Source organism: Cyanobium sp. BA5m-21, from assembly GCF_024346235.1.
GTDB classification, from domain to species: Bacteria; Cyanobacteriota; Cyanobacteriia; order PCC-6307; family Cyanobiaceae; genus Cyanobium_A; species Cyanobium_A usitatum.
This window is the reverse complement of the sequence record NZ_JAGQCO010000002.1, coordinates 15,738-39,159: the sequence shown is the minus strand read 5'-3', so window position 1 is coordinate 39,159 and position 23,422 is coordinate 15,738. Positions and strand designations below refer to the sequence as shown.

The window sequence follows — 23,422 nt, the reverse complement described above, 5'->3', positions numbered from 1 at the left end:
GGCACCGCTGCTCTTAGCCCATCACCGCCGCCAGCAGCCCCTCGTCGGCCTCCAGGTTGCTGGTAACGCTGCGCCCATCTTCCAGGTCCTCGAGGGCATCAAGCATGCGCAGGCAGGCACGCAGAGTTTCGGCGTCGCTTAGGGGGCAGGCGGTCTGGGGAATCCAGCGGTGTTCCCAACCCACCACTACCCAGTCTTGGTGCCGCAGGCCGTCCTGCAGGGCTTCCAGGTCTGCGAAGTTGCCGAACACCTCCAGCCCCCCTTCCTCAAGAGGGCTGTAGCCGAGGGCGGCGGGTCCGCCCTGCTCCTCCAGGGCCAGCAACCCCTCCAGCAGAGTTTCTTCATCGATGGCTTGGCCATCCCCGGCGGCGAGCTGCACCACCGAGCGCTGCTCAAACAGGTAGCCCACACAGCCGGTCTCGCCCAGGTTGCCGCCATGCTTGCCGAAGGCCAGGCGCACCTCGGCGGCAGTGCGGTTGCGGTTGTCGGTGAAGGCCTCCACCAGCACCGCCACGCCACCGGGGCCGTAGCCCTCGTAGCGCACCGCCTCAAAGGTTTCGCCAGCGCCACCGCCTTGCCCTGAACCTTTGGCGATGGCTCGCTCGATGTTGGCGTTAGGCACACCTGCGGCTTTGGCCTTCTCGATGGCGGTGCGCAGCTGGAAGTTGCCGGCGGGGTCGGCCCCGCTTCGGGCCGCCACCATGATCTCCCTGCCAAGCCGGGTGAACACGGCGCCGCGTTTGGAATCCACCACGGCCTTGGTGCGTTTTATCTGGGCCCACTTGCTGTGGCCGGCCATCGGGGTGCGGGGGGAGAGGAGCGAGGGGCTAGCCGGTTGCGTTGAACACCAGCTTGGGCTGCAAGAGGCCGCCTTCACTGGTGCGAGCCATGCCGGCCAGGTTGCCATCCGGCCCCAGCACCGCCACGGGCTCTCCTTTCTCCAGCGACAGCCCATGGTCAAGGGCGCGGCCGCAGCGCCAGCCTTCAAGTTCCGCATCGAGCAGCTGCCGTTGGGGTAGGTGCCCCAGAGCTGCCAGCGGATTCAGCAGGTCGGGCAATGGCGCCTGATCGAGGGCTTCCAATGGCACGGCCTGTTTGAGGCCAAAGCCAAGAGCCTCGGTGCGGCGCAGCCTCGCCAGGGCACCACCGCAGCCCAGCGCCTCGCCAAGGTCGCGGGCTAGGGAGCGGATGTAGGTGCCGGCTGAGCAGTGCACCAGCAGCTCCAGTCTGGCGGTGGCGGCATCCCAGCCCAGCAGCTCCAGCCGCTGGATTGTGACCGCTCGGGGGGCCAGCTCGACCTGCTCGCCCTGGCGCACCAGGGCATAGGCCCGCTGACCCTCCACGTGCACGGCTGAAACCTGGGGCGGCACCTGGTCGATCGTGCCACGAAAGGCTGCCAGGGCCGCCTCCAGATCCGACGCCACCAAAGCTGGCACGGCAAAGCGGGCCAGCACCTCTCCCTCCAGGTCGTCGCTGACGGTGCTCACTCCCAGTTGGACGACGCCTTGATAGGTCTTGTCGCCCTCCAGGTAGGGCAGTAGCCGGGTGGCGGGGCCTAGGGCGATTGGCAGCACCCCGGTGACTGCTGGATCCAGGGTGCCGCCATGGCCCACCCGCTTGAGCTTGTAGGCGCGCCGCACCCGGGCGACACAGGCGTGGGAGGTGAGTCCCGCCGCCTTGTCAAGCACCAGAAAGCCGCAGGGCTGGTCAGCCATGGATCGGAGCGTCACCCTTGCAGCGTCCCATGTTCAGCTCCAATGACCCTGCTGCAGCGCCGTGACCTGGCGTTTCTGGTGCTGGCTGGGATCTTCCTGGGCACCATGGGCATGCTCAACATTCTTGGCCTCACCCGCTTTCTGCAGTTGGGCACGATTGGCTCCTGGCCGATCGTGGTGGCGGTGGGGGCACTGCCCTATCCGATCACCTTTCTCTGCACCGACCTGATCAGTGAGCTGTGGGGCGAGCAGAAGGCCTCCCAGCTGGTGTGGGTGGGTCTGCTGCTAAACGGCTGGATTGTGCTGATCCTTTGGCTTGGCGGCATCCTGCCGGGGCTGGCAGGCGCGCCCGATGCCACCTTTTTTGAGGTGCGCCGGCTCGCCTTCGGCGCGGTTGGCGCCTCGATGGTGGCTTACCTGGCGGCCCAGTTCACCGACGTGCGCCTATTCCATTTCTGGAAGCGCCTCAGTGGGGGCAAGGCCCTATGGCTGCGCAACAACGGCTCCACCCTGGTTAGCCAGCTGGTGGATACCAGCGCCGTGGTGCTGATCAGTCACTACGCCAGCCATGTGCTGCCGGTGCGCCCCGGCGAGCCGGTGGTACCCCAGCTGGCCTCCTTCATCGCCAGTGGCTACCTGTTCAAACTTGTGGCAGCCCTGGCTGACACCCTGCCCTTCTATGGCCTGGTGGCCTGGCTGCGGCGCTGGTTAGAGGTGCCGGGAGAAGGGGCTGAACTAGTGGAAGAGGCCCGTATCGGGGCTGGCTCCTAGGTTGACGCTCATCTAAAGAGCATGGCAAGGCATGGGCGCGGCAGGGGAGCTGGAGTTGGGGGTGGAGCGGTTCTTGGCTGATGGCTTCGCCCTGCGCCCCCAGTTGGCCAGCTTCCTCGACATTTCTCCCGAGGAGCTGGAGCGCCGCCTGCCCAGCAGCACCGACGACCTGGCCGCCCTGCACCCCGGTGCCTTTGATCCAGACCAGGCGGGTCGCTTTTATGAAGACACTGTTGGCACCGGCCATCTGCTGGAGTTGGCGGCCTGGCACCTAGGCAGCGCCGACTACATCGCTGACACCCTGCGGCTGCAGCAGCGCTTTGCCCGCGGTCAGGTGCTCGACTTCGGCGGCGGCATCGGCAGCCATGCCCTGGCCGCGGCGGCTCTTCCCGAGGTGGAGCGGGTGTGGTTTGTGGATCTCAATCCCCACAATCGCGCCTTTGTGCAGGCTCGCGCTGCCGAGCTGGGCTTGGGCGCCAAGTTGAGCTGCTATCGGGATATGGATGATCCAGCCCTGCCCGGGCGCTTCGACACGATCGTTTGCCTGGATGTGCTGGAGCATCTGAGCGATCCTGCCGCCCAGCTGGCCCTGTTTGCCGAGCGCCTCGCCCCAGCCGGCATCGCCCTACTTAACTGGTATTTCTTCAAGGGATTTCAGGGCGAGTACCCCTTTCACTTCGATGCCCCAGAGCTGGTGGAGGCTTTTTTCCGCACTCTGCAGAGCCGCTTTCTCGAGGTGTTTCACCCCTACCTGATCACGACCCGGGCCTACCGATTGGCCTGAAGGGCAGGTAGCCCGGGGCATAAAAAAGCCGGCGGAGATCCGCCGGCAGTAAGGAATCGCTTTAAGGGCCTGGGGCCGATTCAGGCGATGGCAACATTGATGCGCTTACGGTTGCGCAGGCCGCGCTTGATGCTCTCGAAGTTGACTACGCCATCAACTAGGGCGAACAGGGTGTCGTCGGAGCCGCGGCCAACATTGACCCCGGGCAGCACGGAGGTGCCGCGCTGGCGAATCAGGATGGAGCCGGCGCACACGGTTTCACCGCCGTAGCGCTTGACGCCGAGGCGCTTGGAGTTGGAATCGCGGCCGTTGCGCGTGGAGCCTGTGCCTTTCTTATGGGCCATGGATCGGGGGTATCAGCTAGTGGAAATGGAAATTGGAGAGGGGCGGTAAAAAAAGCTCAGGCCAGAGCCTTGCCACCTAAGGAAATCGATTCGACCATCACGCGGGTCAACTCCTGACGGTGACCGTTTTTGCGCCTGGTCTTTTTCTTAGGGCGCATTTTGTAAATGATGATCTTGGGGCCGCGGCGATGGGCCATCACCTTGAGCTCAACACTGGCTCCTTTTACGTACGGCTGGCCCAGGGTCGTGGTTTTGCCGTCGTTGACCAGCAACACGTTGTCGATGGTCAAGGTGCCGTCGACATCGATGCCAAGGCGGTCGAGGTCGTAGTAGCGGTTCGGCTGCAGCCAGAATTGTTGGCCTGATGCCTCAACAATGGCGTAGGCGCCACTGGTGGGGGCGTCTTGGGAAGCGGCCGGTTCGGCGCTGCTCTTGGCTGCGGATTCGGTGGTAGGGCTCATGGCGGCAGGAGCGTGGCCAGGCTGACGGAGCACTTTTTGAGCCAAGGTTTTCAATAAACCCTGACCTAAAAATGGCTTAGCGTCATTCGGCCTGGCGCACAATCGAAAAACAAACAATAATCCTCTCGCCCGGCCCTCCCTTTCGTCAACATTCAGGGGCCTTTCCCGCGGGTTGCCCCGCTGCCAACGCGGTCCATGCCCGAACCGGCCCTCACCATCGCTTCTCTGATCCGAGATCCCCGCCTGCAGCAAGCATGCTCTCGCTGGCTGGTCGGGGGGCGTTGCCGCATGGTCTGGGTTGATCCCTCTACCAACCCCCTGGTGGAGCTAGAGCAGCGACGGGAGGAATTCGACGCCGTGCTGCTGGAGCAGGGGGGGCTCAGCCCAGATGACTGCCGCGCCTTTGGGGATCTGGGACTGCTGATGCCGGCGGTGGTGATCGGGGGCGTGGGAGGGAAGATCGAACTCCATGAAGCGGAGGTGCACCTGCCCCCCGATCAGCTTGAACAGCTCAGCTACAGCCTGGATGCGGCTGTCTCCCGCTATTTACGTGAAGGCCTGGCCGGCTCCGAGAGCTCCCCTGCTGGCCAGAGCACCGAACCCCCCGACCGCTGGAAGCTGGCCAACCGGTTGAAGGGCCGCGTCGGCTTTGTTGGGGTTTTCTACAAGCGTGATCCAGCCCGCTTTCTACGTAACCTGAGCGAGCGGGAGCGCGAAGAGCTGATCCATTCTCTAGAGCGCACCTATCGAGACCTGCTACTCAGTTATTTCCGGGATCCGGCGGCGGCAAACCAGGCCTTGGAAAGTTTCGTCAATACGGCTTTTTTCAGTGATTTACCCATTACTAAAACTGTTGAGATTCACATGAATCTCATTGATGGCTTCTCCAAGCAGCTCAAGCTGGAAGGGCACAAGAACGATTTCCTCCAGGAATATCGACTGGCCCTGCTCGATGTGATGGCCCATCTCTGCGAGATGTACCGCCGCTCCATTCCACCCGATGCGCCTTTGACTGGTTTGCCGGTCCAGGCGTCCGGCCAGCCCAAGACGGCTTGAACCAGGAGGTTTCTTAACCATGACTCCACGCAAGACCTACATCCTCAAGCTCTACGTGGCGGGCAATACGCCCAACTCGATGCGTGCCTTGAAAACACTGCGGAATATTCTGGAAACGGAATTCCGGGGCGTATATGCCTTGAAGGTGATTGATGTCTTGAAAAATCCTCAGCTGGCTGAGGAGGACAAGATTCTCGCAACCCCCACCTTGGCCAAGATCTTGCCGCCGCCTGTGCGCCGCATCATCGGCGATCTCTCCGATCGGGAGCGGGTGCTGATCGGGCTTGATTTGCTCTACGAAGAGCTTAGTGAGGAGGTTTTGGAAGAGGAACTATGCGACGCCGACGGCATGGCAAATCCGTCGGTTTCGGTTCCTACAGATCCTCTCCCTTCTCTTGAGCCGCTGCCCTGAGTAGTTTTTCTTCAGAACTCTTCCCTCGATGCAGGAACCAAGCCCCACTAGCAACCCTCTGATGCAGGTACAGAAGCTCCCGACTGGGATCGAGGGCTTCGACGACGTGTGCCATGGCGGTTTGCCCATCGGCCGCTCCACCCTGATCAGCGGCACCTCAGGCACCGGTAAGACGGTGTTTTCTCTTAACTTCCTATACAACGGCATTCGTCAGTACAACGAACCGGGAATCTTCGTAACCTTTGAAGAGTCGCCCCTAGATATTCTGCGTAATGCGGCAAGTTTTGGTTGGGATCTGCAAGAGATGGTGGAGCAAGACAAGCTCTTTATTCTTGACGCCTCGCCGGATCCGGAAGGCCAGGATGTGGCGGGGAGTTTTGATCTGTCCGGTTTGATTGAGCGGATTAATTATGCAATTCGTAAGTACAAAGCCCGTCGGGTGGCTATTGATTCGATTACGGCTGTATTTCAGCAATACGACGCGGTTTCCGTGGTGCGTCGGGAGATATTCCGCCTTATTGCCAGGTTGAAGGAAATTGGTGTCACCACGCTGATGACCACCGAAAGGATCGATGAATACGGTCCGATTGCTCGCTACGGGGTTGAAGAATTTGTTTCCGACAACGTTGTGATTCTCCGCAACGTGCTGGAGGGGGAGCGGCGGCGCCGCACCGCGGAGATTCTCAAGCTGCGCGGCACCACCCACATGAAGGGCGAGTTCCCTTTCACGATGGGTAGCCACGGCATCAGCGTTTTCCCGCTGGGAGCCATGCGCCTCACCCAGCGATCCTCAAATGTGCGGCTCAGCTCCGGCGTTCCCAGGCTCGACGAGATGTGCGGCGGAGGCTTCTTCAAGGATTCGATCATCTTGGCCACCGGTGCCACGGGTACGGGTAAAACCCTGCTGGTATCCAAATTTGTCGAGGATGCTTGTCGCTCTAAGGAGAGAGCAATTCTGTTCGCTTACGAGGAGTCCCGTGCCCAGCTGCTTCGCAATGCCACCAGTTGGGGTATCGATTTTGAGCAGATGGAGCAGGACGGCCTGCTCAAGATCATTTGCGCCTATCCCGAGTCCACGGGTTTGGAAGATCACCTCCAAATCATCAAAACCGAAATAGGCCAGTTCAAGCCATCGCGGATGGCGATCGATTCCCTAAGTGCCCTAGCCAGGGGCGTGAGCCACAACGCCTTTCGGCAGTTTGTGATTGGCGTTACTGGTTATGCCAAGCAGGAGGAGATTGCCGGCTTCTTTACGAACACCTCCGAGGAGTTCATGGGTAGCCATTCGATCACCGACTCCCATATCTCCACAATCACCGACACGATCCTGCTGCTCCAATACGTGGAGATCCGCGGTGAGATGGCCCGTGCCTTGAATGTGTTCAAAATGCGCGGTTCCTGGCACGACAAGGGCATCCGTGAATTCGTGATCACAAGCAATGGCCCTGAGATCAAGGATTCCTTTTCCAACTTCGAGCGCATCATCTCCGGGGTGCCCCACCGGATCACCACCGACGAGCGCAGCGAGCTCTCCCGTATCGCCCGCAGCGTCGCCGCCGACGAGATTTAAATCTCGGCCTGGTCGTAGCGGCGGCGCTCGGCCAGTAACCGCAGTTCGTCCGTGTCGGAATTCTCTAGGGGTAGGTCAAACCAGAAGGTGCTGCCCACCCCTAGGGCGCTGGCCATGCGCACCTGGGTGCCGTGTTTTTCGAGGTTGCCACGCACAATCGATAGGCCTAGGCCCGTGCCAGCTTCGGTGTGCACCGCGTTTTCAACTCGATAAAAGCGATCAAAAATGCACTCCTGGTCTGCATCCGAGATGCCGCAGCCGCTGTCGGCGATTTCGATTCGAATCCGGGGTAGGGGTGAGGTGAGATCGCAGCTGGGGCTGTCCCTGCTGGGTTCGTTGCCCGGAGTTAGCACGCAGAGATCGGGCCAGGGGTAGGCCCGTAATTGCAGCCGCCCACCCTTGGGGGTGAATTTGAGGGCATTGCCCACCAGATTGTCGAACACCTGCAGCAGCAGGTCCCAGTTGCCCAGGATGCGCGGCAGCTGGGGATCAGCTTCAAAGGCCAGGGAGACGCCCTTTTCATCGGCATTGAGGCGGTAGGTGCGCAGGATCTGCTCGATGGCTGGGGCCAGCTCCAGCGGTTCTAGGTTCCACTCCCGCTCCGACTCCAGCCGGGATAGGTCGAGTACGTCGTTGACAAGTCTGGTGAGCCGGTCGGCTTCGGCGTTGGCGATCCCCAGAAATTCGCGCTTTTCCTCTTCGCTGAGCTGGTCGCCTAGGTCGTGGAGGGTTTCCACGTAGCTCTTGATGTTGCACAGCGGCGTGCGCAGCTCGTGGGAGACATTGCTGATGAAGCGGCTCTGGGCGGCATTGAGCTCCACCTCGCGGGTTAGGTCTTGGATGGTCATGGCGATGCCCTTGAGGCTTTCGCCGCTGGCATCACTCACCGACTGCAAAACGATGCGCAGGGTGCGGATCGGTTCGCCAAAACTGCAACGCACATCGGCGCTGTCTCGGTCGCGGCAGGTCACGCTGTCGAGGGCTGGCTGCACCTCCATCGCCAGCCTTTCCGGCAGCTCGGCAATCAGGTCGTTGCCCTCGAGGTTGCGGCCCTCCCAGCGGAACAGCCGACGGGAGGTGGGGTTGGCCAGCACAATTGCGCCCTCGGCATCCAGCAGCACCGCCCCATCGGCCATCTTGGCGATCAGGGACTGCTGCTTCACCTGGGCGGCGGTGAGCTCCTCGATGTTTGCTGCCTTGTAGTCCTCCAGCTGGGAGGCCATGGTGTTGAAGCCGTCGAGCAGCTCCCCTAATTCCCCGCCCACCGGCAGGGCCAGCCGGGTCTCGAAGTTGCCGCCAGCGATCGAGCGCACCCCCTGCAGCAGCTCTTTCACAGGGCGCGTGATGGTAAGGGCATTGAAAACTGCCCCCAAAATCACCAGCACCCAGATTGAGATGAACACAGCCACTGTCACCTCCCGGGTGAGGGCGGCACTGGTGAGCAGGGTTTCGTTTGGATTGATACCCAGGGCCAGCACGCCGAGATAGCGGCCGTCACTCACCATCGGCACAAACACATCGGTCACCTGGCCGCCTGGGCTTAGGTGCTGGCGGATCAGGGGCGTGTCAGGCCGTTTCTGTAGGTCTGCGGGCAATTCGAGTCGGCGGCTGAGCAGCAGCTCGCTGCTGCCAGAGCTGGCACCGATCGGAATGCCTAGGTAGATCACCCCTTCTGGATCGGCGAAAAAGATGTAGCGAAGACTGCGGCTGGAGCGCCAGAAACGATCTGCTACTGCCGCCAGCTCCCGGTCGTTGCCCTCAGCCACCAGGGGCGTGATGTTGGCCGAGAGCAGCAGGCCTAGGTCTCGGGCGTAGCGGGTATCGCTCAGCTGGGCATCTCTCTGGATGCCATTGAGGGCCAAAAAGGTGATGCCCGTCATCAGCAGGCTCACCACCAGGGTGGCCACAGCCAGCAGCTTGGTCTGCAGGCTGAATTCCGCCCACCAGCGGCCCATGGCCTGGCGCCAGCTCATCGGCTGCGCACCTGATGGCCGATGTCGCGGCGGAAGGCCATGCCCTCAAAGTGCACTTGGGCTAGCCCGGCGTAGGCCCGCTCGAAGGCGGTGTCAAAATCGTCGGCCTGGGCCACCACCGCCAGCACCCGGCCGCCGCTGGTTAGGCAGCGGCCGTGGTCATCACGGCGGGTGCCGGCATGGAACAGCTGCAACTGGTCGGTGGGCTGCAGGGCGCTTGCGATGGGGTCGCCGCGGCGCAGCTCACCTGGGTAGCCCTCCGCAGCGGCGATAACGCAGGCACTGCAGCCGGGATGGATGGTGAGGGCTGGAGCTTGGTCGAGGTTGCCGTTGGCGCAGGCCAACAGAATTTGGGCTAGCTCCGGCCCCAGCAAGGGCATCAGGGTTTCGCACTCCGGATCGCCGAAGCGGCAATTGAATTCGATCACGCTCGGTCCGGCTGCGGTGAGCATCAAGCCGGCGTAGATCACGCCGCGGTAGTCGATGCCTCGAGCTCTCAGGGCAGCCACGGTGGGCTCAAGCACCCGCTGGCGCACCTCTTCTAGGCCGGCCGCATCCAATAGGGGAGCCGGGGCGTAGGCGCCCATGCCGCCGGTGTTGGCGCCTGTGTCGCCCTCGCCGATGCGCTTGTGATCCTGGGCAGTGGGCAGCAGCACCATGCGCTGGCCATCGCAGAGGGCGAATACGGACACTTCGGGACCAACGGTGCGCTCCTCCAGCACCAGGGAGACGCTTGTCAATTCGGCGCCGGCATCCTTGGGCCCTGCGCTGAAGCGGCCGGCAAAAATTTCCTCGATTGCGGCGCGTGCTTCCTCAACGCTTTCGGCCACCGTGACGCCTTTGCCGGCGGCCAGGCCATCGGCCTTCACCACCAGGGGGCGCCCCTGGGCCGTCAAAATTTGCAGAGCTTGTTCGCGGCTGTTTGCAGACCAGTAGCCGGCGGTGGGAATGCCGGCCTCCTTCATCAGCGCCTTAGCCCACTGCTTACTTGCCTCCAGCTGCGCCCCATCGGCCCCCGGGCCGAAGCAGGGGAATCCCGCAGCGCGCAAGCTGTCGGCCAGGCCAGCAGCCAGGGGGGCTTCTGGACCCACCACCACCAGTTCAATTGCCAGGTCGCGGCAGGCGGCCTCTAGCCCGTTGTGGTCGGATTCGGCGATGGCCAGTTGCTGGCAGCCCGGTAGGTCGCAGCTGCCCCCATTGCCAGGGGTAATCCAGACAGCCTCAACCCCTGGCGAGCGGGCCAGGGCCCAGCCCAGCGCGTTCTCGCGGCCACCCGCGCCGATCACCAGGATCCGCGCGGGTGTTGGACAGGAGGCAGGGGGCATGGGCCGGACGCGAGGTGGGGAGTGAGCGAAAGCTCTTCTAAGTTGAAACGTGGTGCGGGGGGCTGCCAGGCCCTGTTTCTAGACATGCCGGCAATACCAACGCCATTCTCGCCCCGGGCCCGGCTGTTCCTGATTTTTGGGGCTGCGCTGGTGGGCCTTATGGCCGCCGCGCCTGCCGCAGAAGCGCAAGCCAAGACCAGGGCCGCCAGCGCGGATCCAGCCCTGATTGCCCTGCTGCGCGATGGAGATCTCAATGCCCTCGACGCTGCCTGCGTCAATGCCGTGCGGCGCAGCGATGGGCCGCTGTTGAGCCAGCTGCAACAGCGGCTGCTCACGATCCACCCAGCGCCCCAGCCTCTTGTGGTGGTGCTGGCTAATGCCCACAGCCTGTTGAGCTGCCAGGCACCTGACGGGGCCCTGCAGGTGCTGGCGCGGGTGGGGCCGGCACCGGGCGCTGAGCGGACCCAGTGGCTGGTGCTGCAATGGCGCGCTGCCCAGGCGGGACTGCACCACCAGCTGGCGGCCGATGCCCTCTTGCGGCTTGCGGCTGGAAACCTTGGGCAGCTGGCGTTGCTGGAGTTGCCGGTGGGTGAGCGTCAGGACGGCACCCCGATCAATCGCCCAGCCCTGGATCTGTTGGCGGGCCATCTGGAAAGCCTGGGTCAATGGCAACGGGCCGCTGAGGTGTTGGTCAGCAGCGCCCAGCCCGGTGCGGCGACGGCGGCCCGGCTGGCTAAGGCGGTGGCGCTTTCCGGAGCACTCCCAGCTCTTGAGCAGGACCGGCTCCTAGAGCTTGCCCTCGAGCAGGCGGCTTCCTCAGGCAGCTGGGGGCTGGTAGCTGAGATCCTCGATCAGCAGCTGGCCCTGGCCGGTAGTACGCCGGAGCAGGTCGCCCGGGCAACGGAGCGGCGCCTGCGCCTTAGCTCCCGTATCGACGATGCCTACGGTGAGTGGATGTTGCAGCGGCGGGATCCTGCTGCCCTGTCCCGGCAGGGTGATCTGGAGCGTCAACTTCGCTCCCCCCGCGCCCCTGGTGGCCATGCCGCCGCAGCGCAGTCCCCCGATCCCCAGCCATGACGGCCTACAACCTTGGTTCCCTGCTTTACGAAGGCAAGGCCAAACGGGTATTCGCCACAGATCAGCCCGACTTGGTAGCGGTCGAATACAAAGACGATGCCACCGCGTTCAATGCCCTCAAAAAGGCCCAACTGGCAGGGAAGGGAGAGTTGAACTGCCGAATTTCGGCTTTGCTTTTTGAGCATCTCGCCGCACGGGGCATCCCCACCCACTACCTCGGGGTGGAAGGCAGCCGCTGGATGCTGGCCCGTCCAGTGCGGGTGATCCCGATTGAAGTGGTGATCCGCAACGTGGCTGCGGGCTCGCTTTGCAAGCAGATGCCCATCGCGCCAGGCACGCCGCTGGAGCCACCCTTGCTTGATCTCTATTACAAAGACGATGGCTTCGGAGATCCCTTGCTAACCGAGGCCCGCCTTGAGCATTTGGGCTTGGTTACCCCCGAGCAGCGCCGCCAGTTGGAAGAGCTGGCCCGTCAGGTGAACCGGGAATTGCTGGCCCTGTTTGATTCAGTCGGCTTGCAACTGGTCGATTTCAAGATCGAATTGGGACATACGGCCAGTGGTGAATTGGTGGTTGCTGACGAGATCAGCCCTGATACATGCCGTCTTTGGGATAGGGCGGTACTGGATTCTCAGGACCGGATTTTGGACAAGGATCGATTCCGACAGGATTTAGGCGGCGTTGTCGAGGCATACGGGGAGGTCCTCAAACGGGTCCAAGGGGCCTGTCCTCCACCCAGGGTCTACCGGTAAGGTCAGCCCAATTTGCGGCCTGTCCGCTCCGCTACCCCTTCCCCATGGCTGGTTTGCTGAGTTTGAAGGCTGTTTGGCCCCTGATGGGCGCCGCCCTCCTCTCGGCGACCCCGGCCCTGGCCCAACCTGCCTCACAGCAGGTGGACAATCCTTTGGCGGAGCCTGCCACCCAAGCGCCTGCCACCCAGGAGCCAGCCAGCCAGGCGCCTGCCCCAGCCCAGCCGATCCCCCAGACTCCATTTCCAACTCAGGCCGCTCCGGTAGCCGAGCCTGCTGCCAAAGCTGAACCCAAGGTTTTGATCGCGGAGGTGGCGATCGAAGGCCTTCAAGACCACCCTGAACGGGAACGGCTGGAGCTGGCTGCCTATGCCGCGATGGCAGCCACCCCAGGCTCGCGGGTGACCCGCAACGAGCTCCAGACAGACCTTTCAGCGATCTACGCCAGCGGCTGGTTTTCCGATGTGCGGATCCAGCCCGTAGATGGTCCGCTGGGCGTGCGGCTGGTGGTGGTGGTGGTGGCCAACCCGGTGCTGCAGCAGGTCAAGCTCGATCCAGCCGACCTGAAGTTGCCGGAGCAGGTGGTTAAGGACACCTTCGCCGCTGACTATGGCAAAACCCTCAACCTCAACACCCTGCAGACCCGCATGCAGGAGTTGCAGCGCTGGTACGCAGATCAGGGCTACTCCCTGGCGCGGATCACCGGTCCTAGTCGGGTGAGTCCGGAGGGGGTCGTGGAGCTGCTGGTGCGCCAGGGCACCGTTGAGGGGGTTGAGGTGCAGTTCCTCAACAAGGAAGGCTCCGCTACCAACGACAAAGGCGAGCCAATTCGGGGCAAGACCAAGCCCTGGGTCGTGACCCGCGAGGTGTCCCTCCGCCCTGGACAGGTGTTCAACCGGCGCGAGCTGGAGGAGGACATCAAGCGCATCTATGGCACGGGCCTTTTCAGTGATGTGAAAGTGACTCTCAAGCCGGTGCCGGCCGAGCCTGGCAAGGTGGTGATTGTGCTTGGCATTGTTGAGCAGTCCAGCGGTTCTTTGTCAGGCGGCCTGGGTTACAGCCAGAGCCAGGGCGTGTTTGGTCAGATCCAGTTGCAGGACAGCAACCTGTTTGGCCGCGCTTGGGACCTCGGTACCAACATTTCCTACGGCCAGTACGGCGGCCTTGGCGATATCACCTTTACAGATCCTTGGATCAAGGACAACAAATACCGAACTTCCTTCCGGGCTCGCCTCTTCTTCAGTCGGGAAGTGCCTCAGTTATTCCAGAACGAGAACAATTCCTTCACTTATGAGTTGCAGAATTTTGATGGATCCGACTTTGACGTAGTCACAAGTCGAACCGTCATTAATAATGGCACCGAAGCTGTAACCACGAATTTTGATACTGTTGCGATTCAGCGTATCGGCGCTAATATTCAGTTTGTGCGACCCCTAAATGGTGGCAACCCTTACAAGAAAGCTCCCTGGAACCTGATTCTCTCGTTTGGCGGGCAAGAAGTTACGCCGATGGATTTTTCCGGTAGTAAATATTCCTATGGGGTAGTTGGTGCAACGACATCTCCCGATATTGTTCCGAGTAATCAGGTCATTTGCCTAGCCTTTAATTGTGCTTCTGAAAACCAGTTGGTGAGTTTTCGGGTCGGGGCTACTTACAGCACTCTTAATGACCCACGTAATCCCACTAAGGGTAACTTTCTGAGTATCGGCACGGAGCAATTTATTTCGGTAGGCGAGAATTCACCCACCTTCAACCGCGTTCGCGGCAGTTTCACCCACTACATACCTGTGGAATGGTTGAAGATCTTCAAGGGCTGCCGGCCTAAGCCCGGTGAGACCAAAGACTGCAAGCAGGCACTGGCTTTCCAGGTTTCGGCTGGATCGTTGGTGGGCAGTGATATTCCGCCCTATGAGGCTTTCTGCCTGGGTGGTGGCAATTCCGTACGCGGTTATTACGATTGCGATTTGGGAGTTGGCAAAAGTTTTGCTGAAGCCACGATTGAATATCGCTTCCCCATTTTCAGCATCATTAGTGGTGAAATCTTTTTTGATGCTGGCACCACTTTCGGGAGCCAGGCAGACATCCCTGGTAACCCTGGTGGCCTGCTTGGTAAGAAAGGTGAGGGATATTCGCCTGGAGTTGGTTTAATCGTGACAACGCCAGTGGGGCCCCTGCGCCTTGAGGTTGCCACCCAGGATTTCTCCAGTGATTGGCGCTTCAACTTGGGTGTGGGCTGGAAGTTCTAGTGGCGCAATGGCCAAGTGACTATTCCGGTGCCTGGACTCTGAGCCAGTCGGTGCAACGGGAGGGTGTGGGCTTGCACAGCGGCCAGCAGGCCCAAGTGCGCTTACAGCCATCACGGCGCCCGGGCTACTGGGTGGGATGGCTGGATGCACCGGAGCTCCCCTTGATTCGTTTGGCGCCGGATTACGTAAGTGAAACTCAGCTTTGTACGGCTTTGCGGCTAGACCAACGCCGTTTAGCTACGGTTGAGCATCTGCTGGCTGCCCTGGCTGGCACCGGTGTTACCCAAGCTGAAATCCTCGTGAGCGGCGAGGAGATCCCCTTGCTGGATGGATCGGCCCTGCCCTGGGTAGAGGCGCTAGATGAGGCGGGGCTGGAAGCTCTGCCCTATGCATCGGCGCCTCTAGAGCTTGAGTTGCCGCTCACTGTTAGTAGTGGCGTCAGTTTTGCCACTGCCCTGCCCCACTCCGGCTTGCGGGTAGGTGCGGCAATTGAATTCGCCGATGCGGCCATTGGCCGCCAGCTGTTTTCACTTGATTTGTCACCGAGCACTTTTGTTGAGCAGATCGCCCCGGCACGCACCTTTGGATTGCGCTCTCAGGTGGACCAGCTGCTGGCAGCTGGCCTGATCCGGGGCGGCTGCCTTGAAAACGCCCTTGTTTGTGACGGCGACAGCTGGTTAAATCCGCCGCTGCGGTTTGTGGAGGAACCGGTGCGCCATAAAATCCTGGACTTGTTGGGAGACTTGGCGCTGATCGGATTGCCTCGAGCCCAGGTTTTCGCCTACCGCGGCTCCCACGGGCTCCACACCTCTTTGGCTGCGGCCTTGGCCGGCCTGGCCAAATCTTCTACCTCCAGTTCTTTCGCCAGTTGATGCCCTTGTCTGACGCCAGCCCACCGCTTTCTGATCCCGCCGCGCCGGCGTCTTTGGATCCCACAGCTGCGGTGATCCTCACCAGCGAGCAGATTCAGGGACTGCTGCCCCACCGCTATCCCTTCGCCCTGGTGGATCGGGTGATTGAGCATGAGCCGGGTAAACGCGCTGTGGCGATCAAGAACGTCACCCTCAATGAACCTCAGTTTCAGGGCCATTTTCCCGGTCGCCCCCTGATGCCGGGAGTGTTGATCGTTGAGGCCATGGCCCAGGTGGGCGGGTTGATCGTTACCCAGATGCCCGATCTGCCCAAGGGCTTATTTGTGTTTGCTGGCATCGATGGGGTGCGGTTTCGTCGTCCGGTGGTCCCTGGCGACCAGCTGGTAATCACCTGTGAGTTGCTGAGCCTCAAGCGCCGCCGTTTCGGCAAGGTCAAGGCAGAAGCCAGAGTGGATGGTCTGCTGGTTTGCTCCGGGGAACTGATGTTCTCGCTGGTGGACTGATGGCAACGACCATCCATCCCACGGCTGTTGTCGATCCCAAAGCTCAGCTGGCTGACGGAGTTGAAGTTGGGCCCTACGCCGTGATCGGCCCCCAGGTGGAGCTTGGTGCCGGCTGCCGCATCGGCCCCCATGTGGTTCTCGATGGTCGGGTGCGCATGGGCCGCAATAACCGCATATTTCCCGGGGCCTGCATCGGCCTCGAACCCCAGGATCTGAAATACACGGGGGATCCCACCGAGGTGGTGCTTGGCGACGAGAACACCATCAGGGAGTGCGTCACTATCAATCGGGCCACCACTGGCAACCAGCAAACACGGCTTGGTAGCGGCAATTTGCTGATGGCCTATTGCCACCTGGGCCACAACTGCGAATTAGGCGACCGGATCGTGATCGCCAATGGGGTGGCCGTGGCCGGCCATGTTGTTATAGGCGATCGGGCTGTGATTGGCGGTGTACTTGGTATTCATCAGTTCGTTCATATAGGAACCCTGGCCATGGTGGGGGGTATGAGCCGTATCGAGCGAGATGTACCGCCGTTCACCATGGTGGAGGGCCATCCCTCCCGTGTCAGGGCCCTCAACAAGATCGGTCTGCGGCGCAGCGGTCTGTTCGATCAGGACGGCGGCCAACAATTCGAGCAACTCAAACAGGCCTGGACCCTGCTCTACCGCAGTGGCATCACCCTGGCTGAAGCACTAAGCCAGTTGCGCTCCCAGCCCCTAGGAGGTGCTGCAGACCAGCTGTGCAGTTTCCTAGAGGCCTCCATTGGCCCCTCCCGCCGCGGGCCTATCCCGGGGACGCGCTGATGCTGCGGTTGCTGGTGAGCACCGGTGAGGTGTCTGGGGATTTGCAGGGATCGCTGTTGGTAAAGGCTTTGCACGAGGAGGCCCGGCGACGCCAGCTCGATCTCGAGATCGTGGCCCTTGGAGGCGAGCGCATGGAGCGCGCCGGTGCGGCACTGCTTGCTAACACCACCCGGATGGGTGCCATCGGCTTGCTGGAGGCGATTCCCTTTGTGTTGCCGACCCTGAGGTTGCAGCGGCGCTTGAAGCATTGGTTTCGCCGCGACCCTCCCGATGGCGTGGTGCTGATCGACTACATGGGCCCCAATGTGAGCTTGGGGCTGCGGCTCAAACGCAGATTTCCCAAGGTGCCCGTCACTTACTACATAGCCCCGCAAGAGTGGGCATTCAAATTCGGCAACGGCGGCCGCTCCAATCTGATCAGCTTCACAAATCAGATCCTGGCGATTTTTCAGGAGGAGGCCCGCTTCTATCGCTGTCGTGGCGCCAATGTCACCTATGTGGGCCATCCTCTGCTGGACACCATCGGTGAAGTGCCAAGCCAGCAGGAGGCCCGCCGTCAGCTTGGGCTGCGCGGTGATGCGCCAGTGCTGCTGCTGATGCCGGCATCGCGGCGCCAAGAGATCCGCTACATGCTGCCCTACATCGTGGCGGCGGCTGCCGAGCTGCAGCGCCAGCTGCCCGAGTTGCAGGTGGTGGTGCCGGCGGGATTGCCAGGTTTCGAGGCCCATCTGGCGCGGCAACTTGGCCAGGCAGGGGTGCGGGCGGAGATCATTGCTGCCACTGATTCAGACCAGCTCAAGGCCTGCCTCTGCGCTGCTGCCGATTTGGCCCTGGCCAAATCGGGCACGGTGAATCTGGAGCTGGCCCTGCGGGGTGTGCCCCAGGTGGTGGTGTATCGGGTCAGTAGGGCGACAGCCTTTGTGGCCCGGCACATCCTGCGGTTCAGCGTGCCCCACATTTCCCCAGTAAATCTGGTGCTAGGAGAGCGGCTGGTGCCGGAGCTGCTGCAGGAGGACCTCACTGCTGCGGCAATCGTGCGAGAGGCCTTACCCCTGCTTGAGCTTGATGTCAGCTGTGGGGCACGCCAAACCATGCTGGATGGATATCGGCGGCTGCGATTGGAACTTGGGGAGCCGGGCGTCACCCAGCGGGCAGCATCCGCCATCTTTGACCAGGTACTGGAAGCTCGATGAATACCCGCCCCCCCTCTCTTGGGGCCCGCCCCCTGGCCTGGCTGCTGAGCCTGCTGTTCCTGATTTGCCTAGCCCTGGCCCCATCACCTGTTATGGCTGCAAATGCGCCTCAGGAAGCGGTGCTTGCGGGCGGCTGCTTCTGGTGTTTGGAACACGACCTTGAAAAGCTCCCAGGGGTTTTGGACGCTCAGAGTGGTTACAGCGGTGGCGCCGGAGCTAACCCCACTTACGGCCAGGTATCGGCTGGGGGAAGCGGCCACCAGGAGGTGGTGCGGGTGCGGTTCGATCCCGCTCGGATCAGCTACGGCGCCCTGCTGCGCTCCTACTGGCGCAACATTGATCCCTTAGATGGTGGCGGCCAGTTTTGCGATCGCGGCAGCTCCTATCGCCCGGTGATTTTCACCAGTGGCTCCGATCAACAAAATCAGGCCCAGGCAAGCCTGCGCTCGGCCGCCGCCGAGCTGGGCCGTCCGGTCGCAGCCCTGAAGGTGCAGATCAAGCCGCTGAATCGCTTCTGGCCTGCGGAGGCCTATCACCAGAACTACGCGGAGCTCAACAGCGTCAAATACAACTACTACCGCTGGGCTTGCGGCCGGGATCGGCGGCTTGATTCGGTGTGGGGCAAGCGCGCTCGCAGTGGGGCGGCTTGGGCTTCTGGCAGCAAGTCCTGACTAGGCGGTAACTCCCGTGGGAGCGTAAGCAGCTGGGAATTGCGGCAATTCCTAGGAAAATCTAAAGAAGCAGGGGTCCTAGTGGTCGACTAATTGCTGTTATGGAGCGGCTTTCCGCCCTTTAAGGGCAAGTTAGGACTGACTAACATTCTGTCAATTACGTGAGCAGTCCTGTATGTATCTGCTGACCATCCGAGACGGTTTGAATACCCGTCATGTTGGGCCCTACCTAAGTCCGAAGCAGGCTGCTGACGACCTTGATCGCCTCTTGCCGCTTTGCGGTGAGCGTTCCCGCTGGCAGATTCATGCCCTGGAATCGCCCGCGGAGTTGATGGCCAGCCTGGGTGCTGGAACCGCGCGTACGGCAGTCGTGGCTGCTTGAGTCCTAACTGCGCCCGGGATAGCCGCGCAGTAGGCCGCTCTCGATCATCAGCCCCACGCCGGCATTGATCAGGATCAGGCCAAAGGTGCCGTACCAAAACCAGGGGCCGGGGCTGGCCAGGGTTTCCAATTTGCCTGCGGCGGCAAGCACCTGGATGCCTTTGCGGATCACCGCCTCGCCAAATAGGCAGAGCCCGGCGGGCAGGAGCAGCACGCCGAGTTGGGCCTTCACATACCAGCGGATCTTCTGAACGGCCATGGAGAGCTCAAAGGCGTCAGGGCTCCAAACTTAGGCCGATGCTTCAAGAGGTGCCCCCGAACACACCCAATTCACCAGCGTGCGCACGCCGAAGCCGGTGGCGCCGGCGGGATCCTGGCCGCGGCCCTTGTCACTCCAGACGGTGCCGGCAATATCCAGGTGGGCCCAGGCCAGCTTGGGGGTGACGAAGTCCTGCAGAAACAGGGCGGCGGTGATCGAGCCCCCGGGCCGGGGGCCGGTGTTCTTGAGGTCGGCAAACTGGCTCTTGAGCCCGGCCTTGTAGGAGGCCCTCAGGGGCATGCGCCAGAGGGCTTCACCGCTGGCTTCGCTGGCGCCCAGCAGGGCATCTGCCAGGCCGTCGTTGTTCGACCAGAGGCCCGCCATCTCCTCCCCCAGGGCGATCACGCAGGCTCCGGTGAGGGTGGCCAGGTCGACCACCGCATCCGGTTCGAGCTTGCACGCGTACACCAGGGCATCGGCCAGGGTGAGGCGCCCCTCGGCATCGGTGTTGTTGATTTCGATCGTTTTGCCGTTGGAGGCGGTGACGATCGCGCCTGGGTGGATGGCCCCGCCACTAATCATGTTTTCGCAGGCCGCCACGATCATGTGCACCTCCACGCCGGCGGGCTTGATCTCGGCGATGGCACGCATGGCTCCCAGCACCGCCGCGCTGCCGCCCATGTCGTACTTCATCATCTCGATCTGGGAGCCGGCGGTCTTGAGGTTGTAGCCGCCGGAATCGAAGGTGAGGCCCTTGCCCACCAGCACCAGGCGCCGCTTAGCCCCACCCTCGGGGCGGTAGGTGAGGTGGATGAACTTGGGCGCCAGGTCTGAGCCCTGGGCCACCGCCAGGTAGGAGCCCATACCCAGGGCCTCGCAGTCGCTGCGCTCCAGCACCGTCAGCTCCAGGCCAAAGTCGCGGGCGAGGGCAGCGGCGGTGTCGGCCAGGTGCTGGGGCGTGGCCACGTTGGGCGGAGCGGCCACCAGCTCCCGGGCCAGCTCGACGCCGGCGCAGCTGGCTGCCACTGCCGCCAGGGCGGGAGCGGCGCTTGCTGCCACCCCGATCAGGCTGATCGTCTCCGGCAGGCTCAGGGGCTCGGGCTCCCCCTTGAAGCGCTGGTCGCTGAACAGGGCCAGGCGGCTGGCCTCCGCCATGGCCTGGGCTGCAGCACCTGCTGACAAGGCCTCGATCGGCATGGCCAGGGCTAGATGGCTTGCTCCAGCGGCGGCGGCGGCCTGGCTGGCGGCGGCGCAGGCCCGGCGCAGGCCGGCGAGGTTGAAGTCGGCCGGAGCCCCCAGACCCACCAGGATCAGGGTCTGGGGGCTGGCATCTAGGCGATCGAGGCTGAGACATTCCCCGGGCTTGGCTTTGAAGCGCCGCTGCTCCAGGCGACTCGTCAGCGACTGACCCAGGGCGGCGCTGAGCTGCTCAAGCTGGGGGTGGTCGGGGCGATCTTCGGCAGCGGCGAACAGGCCGACGGCCAGGCAGTCACCATCGAAATCGCCCAGGGCCGCAGGCAGGTCGTCGGGGATGCAGCGAAAGTCCATGGAACGGCCGAGGTTGGGCGCGATCGTAGCCAGCGTGGCCAGCCCAACTCACCTAGGCAGGATCGGCTTGAAACGGCGTGGCCCAGCGGCTGCGGGTTTCCTTGTTGAAGGGCGGCAGCCAGCGCTGAATCAGGGCCTGCTCCAGGGCGCGGCGCGGGCGGATGGCGGCGGGCACATCTAACCAAAAGCGGATGCTGGTTTGGCAGCCCAGGCCCACTTTCAGCAGGGCTTCGCTGTAGGCGGCGAGGTAGGCCTTGCAGTCGTGTTCGCCTTTCCAGCGCCGATCTGCCTGGCCGGTTTCACCGACATAGAGCAGCAGGGGCTGGCCTAGATCGGCGGGCCGATCTGTCACCAGATAGAGGGCTGCACCCTGTTGGGGTGCGGCGGGCCAGCGCCAGAAGGAAAGGGCCTGGGGGGTGAGCTGCAGGGGGTTGAAGGCCTTGGCTATCTCTTCAGGCGTTCCGGGGCTACCGGCAAACAGCGAGACCTGTATGGCACCACCAGCTTGGTTGCTCCACAGGGGCTGCTGGTGGGCGGCGAGGCGGGTCTGCCAGTCCAGCAGCTGCGAGGCTTGCAGGGGCAGATCAGGGGTATCGGCGCGGCCAGTGCTCCCCAGCTGGCTGGCCGTAAACAACTCGCCTTGACGCGCCATCGCTTCAGGCCCCGTTGCTGGTTTGGCCTAGGCGGGTATTGCCCTTGCCGCCTGGGGGCAGTGCTGGCCCGGCAGGGCCTTGCTTGAAGCTCACCTTGCCAATCCAGCTTTCCACCAGGTCGGCGGGAAATTGCAGCCGCTGTTGCAGGTCGGCCAGATCGCGAAAGGGGCTGCGACTTCGTTCATGCAGCAGTCGGCTGAGCCTGGGCGGATCGAGCCCCAGCCCTGCTATCTCCTGGCTGGAAGCCTGGTTGAGATCCACCAGGGTGGCGGATTGCAAAGGCGCTGCTGGCTCGCCGTACCAGCGAAATTCCAGCAAAGGCAGCCAGCGGCGCACCAGCGCATCGGAGAGATCCAGCACCCGTTGCAGGTCGTCGGCGCCGCTGAGCTGGATGCCGCCCGCCTGCAGCCGCAGCAGCAGGTCCACCTGATCGACAGCGATGCCCGGCAGCCGCAGCCAGTCGGCCGCGGTGGCGCGATTCACATCAAGCCGCCAGCCCAGGGCAGCGGCCCGGCCTACGGCCTCAGCATCTTCAAGCCTGAGGGCAGGGTTGTGTTGCAGCTTCAGGGCCAGCAGCTCCTGCTCCACCAGCTCTTGCTCAACCAGCTCCCTCTGGACCCGCTCCCGTTCCCGCTCCGCCGCTGCATCGGCGGGTACAGCAGGGAGCTGATCTGGTGGGATCTGTGCTGGTGGGATCTGGCCAGTGGCCCTCAGCAGCTGACGTGCCAGGGGATCCAACCAGTGCCGCTTGGCCATGGCGGAATGCCACCGCATTAAAAACGCTTCAAACTTAGCGGGGGCCTCACTCTTCAGGCCAATCGATTAAGCCCCAGCGCAGGCCGAGCACAGCTGCATGGGTGCGGTCGCGGGCCTGGAGCTTGCTGCAGAGGGAACGCAGGTGAGTTTTGGCCGTGTCGGCGCTGATAAACAGCCGCTGGCCGATCTCGATGTTGGTGTCGCCTTCAGCTACCAGGCTGAGCACCTGGAGTTCGCGCCCAGTCAGCGGTTCTAGGGGCCCCCCCTTACCGGGTCCGCGGCGAAACAGCTCCGTCAGACTGCGGTCTACGTAGACCCCGCCGCCGCTGATCGCATGCAGGGCGGCCATGGCACTGCCCAGCCCAATGCGGGACTCCACCAGCAAGCCGTCGCAGCCGGCCTCGATCGCTGCTTGGATCTCGCTCTGGCGGTGCTCCTGGGTGATCAGCAACAAGGTGTGCAGGCCGGGCCAGCGCTGCTTGATTTGCAGCAGTAAGGAGATTCCCGAGCCCTGCTCCAGGGTGTCGCTGAGAAACACCATCGAGGGCCGGTGCCGCTCCACCAGCTCCAGGCCGGCGGCCTCACAGGTGGCGGCACCCACCAGGTGCTCCTGGCCGATCAGGCCGCCCACAAAGAAGCTGAGCAGGGCCCGGTTGCCGAGGCAGGCCACCAGGCGGGCATCCCGCAGCAGGTTGTTGATCTGGCTGGTGTTGCGGCGGATCTGCTCAAGCTTGGGCGTGAAGTCCATCGGCGCTGAAGGCTGGGCTGGGGGCCTGCATTGGCGCCATCCTGGCCAGCTCCGCTCGATCCGCCAGGGGCAATACGCCTATCCGCACTCCCCAGGGGTGCCAGGCCTCACCAGAATTTGCGAACGCTGCGCTGCCAGGGTTATGGCGTTTTTTGAATCCGAAATCGTTCAGGACGAAGCCAAGCGGCTGTTTGGCGATTACCAGCAGCTGATGCAGCTGGGTAGTGAGTACGGCAAGTTTGATCGTGAGGGCAAGAAGCTCTACATCGAAAAGATGGAGGACATGATGGAGCGCTACCGGGTGTTCATGAAGCGCTTCGAGCTCTCTGAAGACTTCCAGGCAAAGCTCACCGTGGAGCAGCTACGCACCCAGCTGGGCCAGTTCGGCATGACACCCGAAACGATGTTCCAGCAGATGCACCAGACCCTGGAGCGCATGAAGTCTGAGCTGGAGGCCACGGCATAGCGGCTGCCTACGATCTCGCCACAGAGCAAGGCGGGTCGCAGTTCGAATGACAACAGCGCACCCTCCAGCAGACCAGCCTCCAG

Annotated in this window: 25 protein-coding genes; 14 read left to right on the top strand and 11 right to left on the bottom strand. The window is 62.7% G+C overall.

Features of this window, described 5'->3' with window-relative positions; genetic code table 11:
• Nucleotides 1-13 precede the first annotated feature (13 nt).
• Entirely contained in the window at nt 14-799 is a 786-nt protein-coding gene (locus KBY72_RS00890; RefSeq protein WP_254959811.1) for a YebC/PmpR family DNA-binding transcriptional regulator, read from the bottom strand.
• A 28-nt stretch (nt 800-827) separates the two neighbouring features.
• Nucleotides 828-1,715 (bottom strand): tRNA pseudouridine(55) synthase TruB, encoded by an 888-nt coding sequence (gene truB, locus KBY72_RS00885; RefSeq protein ID WP_254959810.1) that lies wholly within the window; start codon nt 1,713-1,715, stop codon nt 828-830.
• Between the two features lie 42 nt (nt 1,716-1,757).
• Here truB and KBY72_RS00880 point away from each other — a divergent pair, with 42 nt between their 5' ends.
• Nucleotides 1,758-2,486 (top strand): queuosine precursor transporter, encoded by a 729-nt coding sequence (locus tag KBY72_RS00880; protein WP_254959809.1) that lies wholly within the window; start codon nt 1,758-1,760, stop codon nt 2,484-2,486.
• 31 nt (nt 2,487-2,517) lie between these two features.
• Complete coding sequence (locus KBY72_RS00875; protein ID WP_254959805.1) at nt 2,518-3,270, top strand: class I SAM-dependent methyltransferase; 753 nt, start codon at nt 2,518-2,520, stop codon at nt 3,268-3,270.
• Nucleotides 3,271-3,350: 80 nt separating this feature from the next.
• On the opposite strand, the gene rpmA is transcribed toward KBY72_RS00875, so the two are convergent.
• Both rpmA and rplU read right to left on the bottom strand, forming a co-directional pair.
• Nucleotides 3,351-3,614, bottom strand: a complete 264-nt coding sequence (rpmA, locus tag KBY72_RS00870; protein WP_106502291.1) for a 50S ribosomal protein L27 — start codon at nt 3,612-3,614, stop codon at nt 3,351-3,353.
• 56 nt (nt 3,615-3,670) lie between these two features.
• Nucleotides 3,671-4,075, bottom strand: coding sequence for a 50S ribosomal protein L21 (rplU, locus tag KBY72_RS00865; RefSeq protein ID WP_254959804.1), 405 nt, complete (start codon nt 4,073-4,075; stop codon nt 3,671-3,673).
• Between the two features lie 195 nt (nt 4,076-4,270).
• On the opposite strand from rplU, the gene KBY72_RS00860 reads away from it, so the two are divergent.
• The 3 genes from KBY72_RS00860 to kaiC are packed head-to-tail and all read left to right on the top strand — an operon-like array spanning nt 4,271 to nt 7,113.
• Complete coding sequence (locus KBY72_RS00860) at nt 4,271-5,131, top strand: circadian clock protein KaiA (RefSeq protein WP_254959803.1); 861 nt, start codon at nt 4,271-4,273, stop codon at nt 5,129-5,131.
• Between the two features lie 19 nt (nt 5,132-5,150).
• Nucleotides 5,151-5,543, top strand: coding sequence for a circadian clock protein KaiB (gene kaiB / locus KBY72_RS00855; protein WP_241518179.1), 393 nt, complete (start codon nt 5,151-5,153; stop codon nt 5,541-5,543).
• A 28-nt stretch (nt 5,544-5,571) separates the two neighbouring features.
• On the top strand, nt 5,572-7,113 hold the full coding sequence (gene kaiC, locus KBY72_RS00850; protein ID WP_254941012.1) for a circadian clock protein KaiC: 1,542 nt from the start codon (nt 5,572-5,574) through the stop codon (nt 7,111-7,113).
• Here the strand turns inward: kaiC and nblS are convergent.
• Nucleotides 7,110-9,086 (bottom strand): two-component system sensor histidine kinase NblS, encoded by a 1,977-nt coding sequence (gene nblS, locus KBY72_RS00845; RefSeq protein ID WP_254941013.1) that lies wholly within the window; start codon nt 9,084-9,086, stop codon nt 7,110-7,112. The two genes, kaiC and nblS, sit on opposite strands and share 4 nt — an antisense overlap.
• Nucleotides 9,083-10,411, bottom strand: coding sequence for a phosphoribosylamine--glycine ligase (purD, locus tag KBY72_RS00840; RefSeq protein WP_254992942.1), 1,329 nt, complete (start codon nt 10,409-10,411; stop codon nt 9,083-9,085). The genes nblS and purD overlap by 4 nt, the downstream gene beginning before the upstream one ends.
• A gap of 42 nt (nt 10,412-10,453) precedes the next feature.
• On the opposite strand from purD, the gene KBY72_RS00835 reads away from it, so the two are divergent.
• The 8 genes from KBY72_RS00835 (at nt 10,454) to msrA (ending at nt 18,528) form a co-directional block, all read left to right on the top strand.
• Nucleotides 10,454-11,488 (top strand): hypothetical protein, encoded by a 1,035-nt coding sequence (locus KBY72_RS00835; protein WP_254992941.1) that lies wholly within the window; start codon nt 10,454-10,456, stop codon nt 11,486-11,488.
• Nucleotides 11,485-12,240: a phosphoribosylaminoimidazolesuccinocarboxamide synthase gene (gene purC / locus KBY72_RS00830; RefSeq protein ID WP_254941016.1), complete on the top strand. Its 756-nt coding sequence runs from the start codon at nt 11,485-11,487 to the stop codon at nt 12,238-12,240. Before KBY72_RS00835 ends, purC begins: the two co-directional genes overlap by 4 nt.
• An 83-nt stretch (nt 12,241-12,323) precedes the next feature.
• Nucleotides 12,324-14,483, top strand: coding sequence for a BamA/TamA family outer membrane protein (locus tag KBY72_RS00825; RefSeq protein ID WP_254992940.1), 2,160 nt, complete (start codon nt 12,324-12,326; stop codon nt 14,481-14,483).
• Nucleotides 14,483-15,355, top strand: a complete 873-nt coding sequence (gene lpxC, locus KBY72_RS00820; RefSeq protein WP_254959797.1) for a UDP-3-O-acyl-N-acetylglucosamine deacetylase — start codon at nt 14,483-14,485, stop codon at nt 15,353-15,355. Before KBY72_RS00825 ends, lpxC begins: the two co-directional genes overlap by 1 nt.
• Nucleotides 15,355-15,858: a 3-hydroxyacyl-ACP dehydratase FabZ gene (gene fabZ, locus KBY72_RS00815; RefSeq protein WP_396121795.1), complete on the top strand. Its 504-nt coding sequence runs from the start codon at nt 15,355-15,357 to the stop codon at nt 15,856-15,858. Before lpxC ends, fabZ begins: the two co-directional genes overlap by 1 nt.
• On the top strand, nt 15,858-16,664 hold the full coding sequence (gene lpxA, locus KBY72_RS00810) for an acyl-ACP--UDP-N-acetylglucosamine O-acyltransferase (protein WP_254959796.1): 807 nt from the start codon (nt 15,858-15,860) through the stop codon (nt 16,662-16,664). The genes fabZ and lpxA overlap by 1 nt, the downstream gene beginning before the upstream one ends.
• Nucleotides 16,664-17,857 carry a lipid-A-disaccharide synthase gene (gene lpxB / locus KBY72_RS00805; protein WP_254959795.1) on the top strand — a complete coding sequence of 398 codons (1,194 nt, stop codon included), beginning with the start codon at nt 16,664-16,666 and terminating at the stop codon, nt 17,855-17,857. Before lpxA ends, lpxB begins: the two co-directional genes overlap by 1 nt.
• Entirely contained in the window at nt 17,854-18,528 is a 675-nt protein-coding gene (gene msrA, locus KBY72_RS00800) for a peptide-methionine (S)-S-oxide reductase MsrA (protein WP_396111842.1), read from the top strand. The genes lpxB and msrA overlap by 4 nt, the downstream gene beginning before the upstream one ends.
• A 385-nt stretch (nt 18,529-18,913) precedes the next feature.
• On the opposite strand, the gene KBY72_RS00790 is transcribed toward msrA, so the two are convergent.
• Genes KBY72_RS00790 through KBY72_RS00770 form a run of 5 tightly spaced genes read right to left on the bottom strand, consistent with a single transcriptional unit; the run spans nt 18,914 to nt 22,873 of the window.
• Nucleotides 18,914-19,168, bottom strand: coding sequence for a hypothetical protein (locus KBY72_RS00790; RefSeq protein ID WP_254959793.1), 255 nt, complete (start codon nt 19,166-19,168; stop codon nt 18,914-18,916).
• Nucleotides 19,169-19,198: 30 nt separating this feature from the next.
• Nucleotides 19,199-20,716, bottom strand: a complete 1,518-nt coding sequence (locus tag KBY72_RS00785) for a leucyl aminopeptidase (RefSeq protein ID WP_254959792.1) — start codon at nt 20,714-20,716, stop codon at nt 19,199-19,201.
• 52 nt (nt 20,717-20,768) lie between these two features.
• A complete protein-coding gene (locus KBY72_RS00780; protein WP_254992939.1) occupies nt 20,769-21,368 on the bottom strand; it encodes a GIY-YIG nuclease family protein in 600 nt (199 codons plus the stop codon).
• Nucleotides 21,369-21,372: 4 nt separating this feature from the next.
• Entirely contained in the window at nt 21,373-22,143 is a 771-nt protein-coding gene (locus KBY72_RS00775) for a hypothetical protein (RefSeq protein ID WP_254992938.1), read from the bottom strand.
• A gap of 28 nt (nt 22,144-22,171) precedes the next feature.
• Nucleotides 22,172-22,873 (bottom strand): response regulator transcription factor, encoded by a 702-nt coding sequence (locus KBY72_RS00770; RefSeq protein ID WP_254959788.1) that lies wholly within the window; start codon nt 22,871-22,873, stop codon nt 22,172-22,174.
• A gap of 142 nt (nt 22,874-23,015) precedes the next feature.
• On the opposite strand from KBY72_RS00770, the gene KBY72_RS00765 reads away from it, so the two are divergent.
• A complete protein-coding gene (locus tag KBY72_RS00765) occupies nt 23,016-23,339 on the top strand; it encodes a DUF1825 family protein (RefSeq protein WP_106502272.1) in 324 nt (107 codons plus the stop codon).
• Nucleotides 23,340-23,422 lie beyond the last annotated feature (83 nt).